Origin of the sequence: Myxococcus vastator (assembly GCF_010894475.1) — a bacterium.
GTDB lineage: Bacteria > Myxococcota > Myxococcia > Myxococcales > Myxococcaceae > Myxococcus > Myxococcus vastator.
Window position 1 is genome coordinate 1 of record NZ_JAAIYB010000441.1, and the last position, 6,885, is coordinate 6,885.

Here is a 6,885-nt window from a genome sequence, read left to right on the forward strand (position 1 = left end):
GCCCCCAGCACCCCGCAAAGCAAAACCGCCGCCCCGGTCAGAGACCCGGGCGGCGGCTTCAAGGCCAGGCGTGCGGCGGAGCCGCTCGCGGCCGGGTGACTACTACCCCCACATGTCCTTGATGAGCTCCTTGCGGCGGCTCATCAGCTTCCCGAAGAAGTTGTCGTCCCGCATCTTCTGGAACATGGCGTTCGTCTCGTGCTTCTTCGTCGTCGACTCGGCGTGCGACTTGACCTCGTCGGCGGAGGCGTTCGGGTTGCTCTGGAGGAAGGACTCCATCTCCCCCTGGACCTTCTGCTTCACCGTGTCGATCCGGCCCTCGCCCAGGTACTGGAGGCTGCCCTTGATCTCCGGCTCATTCATCCGGTCCACGGCGGAGTTCAGCACGCCCTCCCAGGCCTGCTTCTGGTCCTCGGGGGTCGTCGTCGTCGACTTGCGCGCCGCGGCGGACGCGTTGTTCGAAATCTTGGTGGTCACGGGGAAAGCTCCTCGGAAAGAAAGAACGTCTCGAGGGAGTTATCGTCGGCGCCAGGCCCCAAGTTGCGTCCCTGCGGGCCAGGCGCCGACGCGGTGAACCTAGCCCTTGAGCTTGCCCAGGCTGGGGTTCTTCATCCAGGCCTTGAAGGACTCCAGGTCCTTCTGCTCGGCCTTGACGTCCGGCGGCGCGGCCGGCGGAGGCGGCACGTCACCCGTCAGCGACGCGTGCTTCTTGCTGCTCGTCTCGAAGGCGTCCTTCGCCCCTCCCGGGCCGGCGGGGGCCTTGGGCGCGGCGGCCGGAGCCGCCGTGGCGGCGGGCGCGGCGGCGGCGGCGGCGGCCGCCTCTTCGGTGGCGAAGCCGCGGGCGTTCAGGTACGCCTGCATCCACTCCACGGACTCCACCAGCACGGGCGGCATGTTGGCCAGGGCCGGCGTCTTCGTCGCCTCGTTCAGGTGGCGGGTAAAGGCGTCCTTCACGTCCTGGTAGAGCTGGAAGCTCAGCGAAGCACCGGGCTTGGTGTTGCCCAGCAGCGCGGACATCTTCCGCATCACCTGCTGCAGCGTGCCAGTCGCCGACTTCGCCTGGTTCTCCAGTTCGGTGACGAGCCGCTCGCGCTTGGCGACCAGTTCGGGCGGGGCCTCTGGAGGCATCTGGGCGGGCACGCGCGGATCAGGATTCGGGTTCGACATGTCAACGACCTCCCTGACGACGAAGAATTGAGCGGCGGGCAGCCTACCAGACTCCCCGGAAGAACAGTCGATTCCGGATGTGAAATGCGCCCCTCAGCGGCGGCTCAGGGCGGAGATCATGGCCGCCGCCTTGCGCACCACGGGGTCATCCCCCGGCTGCATCGCCGCCGCCCGGCGCAGATCCTCCAGCGCCTGGGGCTTCTGGCCCATGGCCAGCTTCACCTCCGCGCGCCCCACGTAGACGGACGGATCATGCGGCGTCAGCTTGGCGGCCACGTCGAAGGCCGCCAGCGCCCCCTGCCCGTTTCCAGCCGCCATCTCCACCACGCCCAGGGCCTTGGCGAAGTAGGCGTCCGTCGGGTTGACGGCGTACAGGCCCTGGAAGAGCGTGCGCGCCTCGCTCACCCGGCCTTGATAGAAGAAGTAATAGGCCGTCTTGGCGATGGCGTAGAGCTCTTCGTCCGAGTAGCCACGCACGTCCCGCAGCGTGGCCCTGCCGTCCGCCCAGCGCTGCAGCAGCGTGTCCAGCTTCGCCTCGTCCTTCGGATCATCCGGGTCCAGGACCGCCATGACGCTAGTAGCCCTCGTCCTTCTGCGCGTCCCACATGCGGCGGATGATCTCCTTCGTCTCCTCGTTCACCTGATCCACCAGGGAGAGCATGGCGGACTCGCGGTGCAGCAGCGCCTTGAGCCGCTCCAGCCGGTCGGGCGCCGCCCGCACCTTCCCCAGGCCCCGCTCCAGCATCCGGCGCTGGTCCTCGTGGCCGCGGCCCGCCACGCTGGACAGGTGGGGCCGGTCGCTGAAGCCCTCCAGGTCCGCCTCATGCCCGCCGGGGTGCGGCGGCAGCGGCAGGCGGAGCTCCTCCGAGGAGTGCGCCGGCCCGATGAAGTCCAGCAGCGCCGCGGACGCGAGCGCCGGGTTCTTCGGGTTGCCCGTCTTGCGGAGCTTCTTCCGGTCGACCTGCGCCGGGTCGACGAGCCGCTCACGGACGCTGCGGGGACCACCCCAGGGCCACAGGGCGGTATTCGGAGGCGGATTGTTGATTCTGGCCATCGTGATACCGAACCTCACTCCAGATGGGTGGGGGACGTCCAGCCCCCCTAGCGCCTGGCGGCCGCGGCCGCCTGCTCGCGTTGCAGCTCGTAGACGAAGTTCAGGACCTCGGCCACGGCGTCATACAGCTCCTCGGGGACCTCCTGGCCCACCTCCACGCGGTAGAGGGCATTGGCCAGGTTCACGTTCCGCATCAGCGGGATGTTGTGCTCGCGGGCAATCTCACGAATCTTCTCCGCCTTGAGCCGCATGCCCTTGGCCACCACGCGCGGCGCGCCGTCCTTCTCCTTGTCGTACTTCAACGCGATGGCGATTTCGGCGTCGTCACTCATGGGAGGCCCCGCTGTCCCTGCATGATAGCCACACCCGGCCCGCTCACGCGCGGCCCTCCGGGACTGGCTGGCCGGACTTCAGGCCGTAGACGAAGTTGAGGACCTCGGCGACCGCGTCGTACAGCTCCTCCGGGACTTCGTGCCCCACCTCCACCCGCAGCAGGGCGTGGGCCAGGGGCACGTTGCGCAGCGTGGGCACGTCCTGCTCGCGGGCAATGGCCTTGATGCGCTCGGCCTTGAAGTCGATGCCCCGGGCCAGCACGCGCGGCGCGCCGTCCTTCTCCCGGTCGTACTTGAGGGCCACCGCCACGTGGTCCGGGTTGGTCACGATGACGTCGGCCTCGCGCACGGCCTCCATCTGCGCACCCTCCATGATTTCCTGGTGCAGCTCCTTGCGCTTGGCCTTGTGGTGCGGGTCGCCCTCGCTCTGCTTGTACTCCTTCTTCACCTCCTCCTTCGTCATCATCATGTCCTTCATGAAGGACTTGCGCTGCCACCAGACGTCGAAGACGCCGAAGAGGACGAAGAGGAGCGCCACCCGCGTGGCGACGCGCGTCACCAGCTCTCCCATGATGGCCATGATGGCGCGCGTGTCCTGCCGCACCGTTTCGGCCACCATGGGCATGGAGTCCCGCACCACGCCGTAGACGACGTAGGCGGTGACGGTGATTTTGAGGAGGTTCTTCAGCAGCTCAACAATCGCCTTCTTGTTGAACAGGTTCTTCATGCCCTGGATGGGGTTGAGCTTCTCCATCTTCGGCATCAGCGGGTCCATGGTGAAGAGCGACCCCACCTGGAGGTACTCCAGCAGTCCGCCGACAATGGCCCCACCCGCCAGCACCGGCAGCGACACCAGCACCACCGCGCGCACGCCCAGCAAGAGCAGCTGCCCGGTGGCCACCGACAGGTCCACCGGGTTCGTCAGGTGGTCGAAGGAGAACTGGAAGAGCGACGTCAGCTCCGTCTCCAGCATGTCCCAGCTGCCCTTGACCGCGGCCAGCCCCACCACGAGCACGCCCACGCCGCTGAGGTCCTTGCTCTTCCAGACCTGCCCCTTCTTGCGTGAGTCATCCAGCTTCTTCTGGGATGGCTCTTCTGTTTTTTCGCCGCTCTCGTCCGACATGGCGCGTCCCGGATGAAGAGGCTCAGGACAAGAGCCGCAGGGCCTGGTTGAGGGTCCGCAGCATGACGACCATCTCCCCCTGCATGCGGTCTATCAAGGCGCCGAGCACCAGGAAGACGAGCAGCACGCTCACCAGGGGCTTGACGGACATGGAGATGAAGAACACCTGGATTTGCGGCGCCACGCGGTTGATGGCGCCCAGCGCCACGTCCGTGAGGAAGGTCGCCAGCATCGCCGGAGCGGCCAGCGACAGGCTCACCCGGAGCAGGTCCGCGAACACGCGAATCATCAAGTCGAAGAAGGGCCACGGCCCGTCGTGGAAGCGCGGGAAGCCGTCCAGCGGCACCGCCACCAGGCTGTCCGCCAGCGCCTCGATGACCAGGTGGTGCCCGTTCAGCGTGAGGAACAGCACCACCGCCAGCTGCACCTTGAAGTTGGAGAACAGCGTCACCTGCTGCCCGAGCTGGGGCACGTACAGCTGCGCGTTGTTGCTGCCAGACATGGTGTCCACCAGGTTGCCGGCCACGCGCGCCGCCTCGAAGAGCGTGTTGACGACGAAGGCGATGGAGAAGCCGATGAACACCTCCTTCGCCATCAGCGCGATGTACGGCATGGCGCTCAGGGGGATGGACGTCACCGAGCCCGCGATGAGCGGATAGAGGACGATGGAGAGCGTCAGCCCGACGCCCATCTTCAGCTCGGTGGGGACCACCTCGCCGCCCAGGAAGGGGCTGAAGATGAGGACGGGCATCACCCGGCACATCACCAGCGCCACCGTGAAGATGACGGCCGAGACGTTGGCCCGGGTGCCCAGCTCCGCGACGAGGTCCGCGACGTTCATTTGATGAGGACGGGGAACCTGTCGAAGACGTGGAAGGTGAAGCGCACCAGCTGGCTTCCAATCCAGGGCCCCGCCAACGCGAGGACGCCGAACACGGCGATGACCTTCGGCGCGAAGGTGAGCGTCTGCTCCTGAATCTGCGTGGTGGCCTGGAACAGGGAGATGATGAACCCCACCAACAGGCTCATCAGCACCGGCGGCGCCGACGCGACGAGCACCAGGAACAGGGCCTCCTGGGTGATGAACGTGAGCTGATTCATGGAGCCCTCTTCCTACAGGTAGCCGACGACCAGGCCCTTGGCGATGAGATACCAGCCGTCCACGAGCACGAACAGCAGCAGCTTGAACGGCATGGAGATGGTGGTCGGCGACAACATGTGCATGCCGAGCGCCAGCAGGATGTTGGCCACCACCATGTCGATGACGATGAATGGGACGAACAAGAGGAAGCCTATCTGGAAGGCCTCCTTGAGCTCGGACACCACGAAGGCCGGGATGATGACCATGAAGTCATTGTTCTCCACGGCGTCGCGGTCCTCGCCCTTGCGCATCTTCTTGGCGAGGTTGAAGAAGAGCGCCCGGTCCTTGGTGGTGACCTTCTTGATGAGCCACTCGCGCAGCGGCTCCTTCGACTTGTTGGCGGCGCCCAGCATGGAGCCCACCGTCTCCGAGGAGAACACCCCAGGGCCCTTGGCCCAGATGTCCAGACCGGCCGCGCGGTACATCTGCTGGCCCACCGGGGCCATGATGTAGACGGTGAGGATGATGGCCAGGCCGGTGATGACCTGGGTGGGCGGAATCTGCTGCGTGCCCAGCGCCGAGCGGACGATGGAGAGCACCACCGAAATCTTCACGAAGCTGGTCGCCATCATCAGCGCGAAGGGCACCAGGCCCATGGCCGCGAGCGCCAGGATGAGGATGAGCGGGCGCGAGGCGAACGAGTCGCTGTTGACGGCCTCGTTGACCACTGAGTCGGGGATGGCCGCGCTCCCGCGCCGCTGCGCGAGCGCGGTGAATGGATGAGCGGCGACCGCGGCCGCGAACAGCCAGGGCGGGACGCGCGGGAGACGGGAGCGGGCAGAGGAAGGGAAGTTCACGGGCACGGTCGTCAGGAGCCGGGGGGCTGGGAAGGCGAGCCACCGCTGCGGCGGGAGAGGAGCTTCTGGAGGAATGGGCTCAGTGGAACTGCATTCGTCTGCGGGCGCTGCGCGCGGATGCGCTCCACCGCCTCCACATCCAGCTTCGACAACAGTTGCAAGCCGCCCTCGCCGCCGCCCAACAGCAGGTATTCGTCCGCGGCCTTCACCACGAAGAGGCTGCGGCGCTGGTCCAGGGGCAGCCGCTCCACCACGGAAATCAGGGGCTGACGGCCCGCGGCCCCCCCCTGGAGCCCCATCAGCTTGCGCAGGCCCACGTTCAGCGTGAGGTAGATGGACGCCACCACCACGCCCAGCACGAGCAGCGTACGCACCAGCGTCCAGCCCAGGCTGTCCGTCTCCTCGGACTCCGGCAGGGTGTCTCCGGCCGCGCCGCTCCGGGCCGCCTTCGCGGACTCGCGCGCAGACAACTCCGCGTCCAGGGCACGGTCCGCCTCCAGCAGCGCGGCGTCGGCCTCCGAGGCCACGCGCTCAGTGGCCGGTGGTGGCGTCGCGGTCGAGGCAACCGCTGGTGCCGGGGACGGAGCGGGTGCCGACGCCGCGGGGGGCGCCACCGGAATCACGGTGGGCGCGGCCGGCGCGGACGTGGACGGAGCCTGGGCCATGGCGGCGGGCGGCGCGAACACCAGCGCGGCACCAAGCAACAGGCGCATGAGGGGGGGACGGAGGACTGCCATGGCTGGGCGCGAGGCTAGTGCATCGGCCGGAGGACCGCCACGGGCCCACGCCCGGCCGGCCGCTCCTGCTCGCCTGCCCTGCCCCGCCTGGGACTCAGCTCGCCAGGGTGATGATGCGCACGCCGAGCTGGCCTTCCAACTCCACCAGCTCACCCCGGGCCACCACCTTGCCGTTGACGGACAGCTCCACCGGCTCTCCCGGCCCCCGGCTCAGCTCGAGGACCTGACCGGTGCGCAGCCCCACCACCTGCTGCGCGGTGACGGGCACGCGCGCCAGCTCCACCGCAATCTGCAGGGGCACGTCTCCGAGCAGGTCGCTTCCGTCCGGCTTGCTCACATCGTCCAAGGCCGCCCCTTCCAGTGCCGGAGGCACGTCCAACTCCGGGTTCGTGAAGTCCTCTTCTTCATCCCCAGGCGCCTCGTCCGCGGAGCCCGGGTGGCCCGGCGCTCCTTGAACGAAGTCGGTGATGCGCGCCTGGTAGCGCCCGTCCTCGCCGACGAACACCTCCGCCTCTGTCTCTTATCCACATCTCA

General features: G+C 67.8%; 10 protein-coding genes and 1 pseudogene. All 11 read right to left on the bottom strand.

Going from position 1 to position 6,885, the window contains the following annotated elements; genetic code table 11:
• Positions 1-102 precede the first annotated feature (102 nt).
• Complete coding sequence (locus tag G4D87_RS30730) at positions 103-477, bottom strand: hypothetical protein (RefSeq protein ID WP_163786261.1); 375 nt, start codon at positions 475-477, stop codon at positions 103-105.
• A 99-nt stretch (positions 478-576) separates the two neighbouring features.
• Positions 577-1,167: a hypothetical protein gene (locus G4D87_RS30735; protein WP_163786262.1), complete on the bottom strand. Its 591-nt coding sequence runs from the start codon at positions 1,165-1,167 to the stop codon at positions 577-579.
• Between the two features lie 93 nt (positions 1,168-1,260).
• The gene (locus G4D87_RS30740) at positions 1,261-1,737 is read right to left on the bottom strand and encodes a SycD/LcrH family type III secretion system chaperone (protein ID WP_163786263.1); all 477 of its coding nucleotides are present in this window, start codon (positions 1,735-1,737) and stop codon (positions 1,261-1,263) included.
• Between the two features lie 4 nt (positions 1,738-1,741).
• Complete coding sequence (locus tag G4D87_RS30745; protein WP_163786264.1) at positions 1,742-2,221, bottom strand: hypothetical protein; 480 nt, start codon at positions 2,219-2,221, stop codon at positions 1,742-1,744.
• A 47-nt stretch (positions 2,222-2,268) separates the two neighbouring features.
• A complete protein-coding gene (locus G4D87_RS30750) occupies positions 2,269-2,553 on the bottom strand; it encodes an EscU/YscU/HrcU family type III secretion system export apparatus switch protein (protein ID WP_011552525.1) in 285 nt (94 codons plus the stop codon).
• A 43-nt stretch (positions 2,554-2,596) separates the two neighbouring features.
• A complete protein-coding gene (gene sctU, locus G4D87_RS30755; protein WP_163786265.1) occupies positions 2,597-3,676 on the bottom strand; it encodes a type III secretion system export apparatus subunit SctU in 1,080 nt (359 codons plus the stop codon).
• 22 nt (positions 3,677-3,698) lie between these two features.
• Positions 3,699-4,517, bottom strand: a complete 819-nt coding sequence (locus tag G4D87_RS30760) for a flagellar biosynthetic protein FliR (protein ID WP_163786266.1) — start codon at positions 4,515-4,517, stop codon at positions 3,699-3,701.
• Positions 4,514-4,777 (bottom strand): flagellar biosynthesis protein FliQ, encoded by a 264-nt coding sequence (gene fliQ / locus G4D87_RS30765; RefSeq protein WP_163786267.1) that lies wholly within the window; start codon positions 4,775-4,777, stop codon positions 4,514-4,516. The genes G4D87_RS30760 and fliQ overlap by 4 nt, the downstream gene beginning before the upstream one ends.
• Positions 4,778-4,789: 12 nt before the next feature.
• Positions 4,790-5,614 carry a type III secretion system export apparatus subunit SctR gene (gene sctR, locus G4D87_RS30770; RefSeq protein WP_163786268.1) on the bottom strand — a complete coding sequence of 275 codons (825 nt, stop codon included), beginning with the start codon at positions 5,612-5,614 and terminating at the stop codon, positions 4,790-4,792.
• A gap of 11 nt (positions 5,615-5,625) precedes the next feature.
• Positions 5,626-6,327: a flagellar biosynthetic protein FliO gene (locus G4D87_RS30775; protein ID WP_163786269.1), complete on the bottom strand. Its 702-nt coding sequence runs from the start codon at positions 6,325-6,327 to the stop codon at positions 5,626-5,628.
• 118 nt (positions 6,328-6,445) lie between these two features.
• A pseudogene (gene sctQ / locus G4D87_RS30780) lies at positions 6,446-6,865 on the bottom strand (type III secretion system cytoplasmic ring protein SctQ); the annotation flags it as partial.
• Positions 6,866-6,885: the final 20 nt, after the last annotated feature.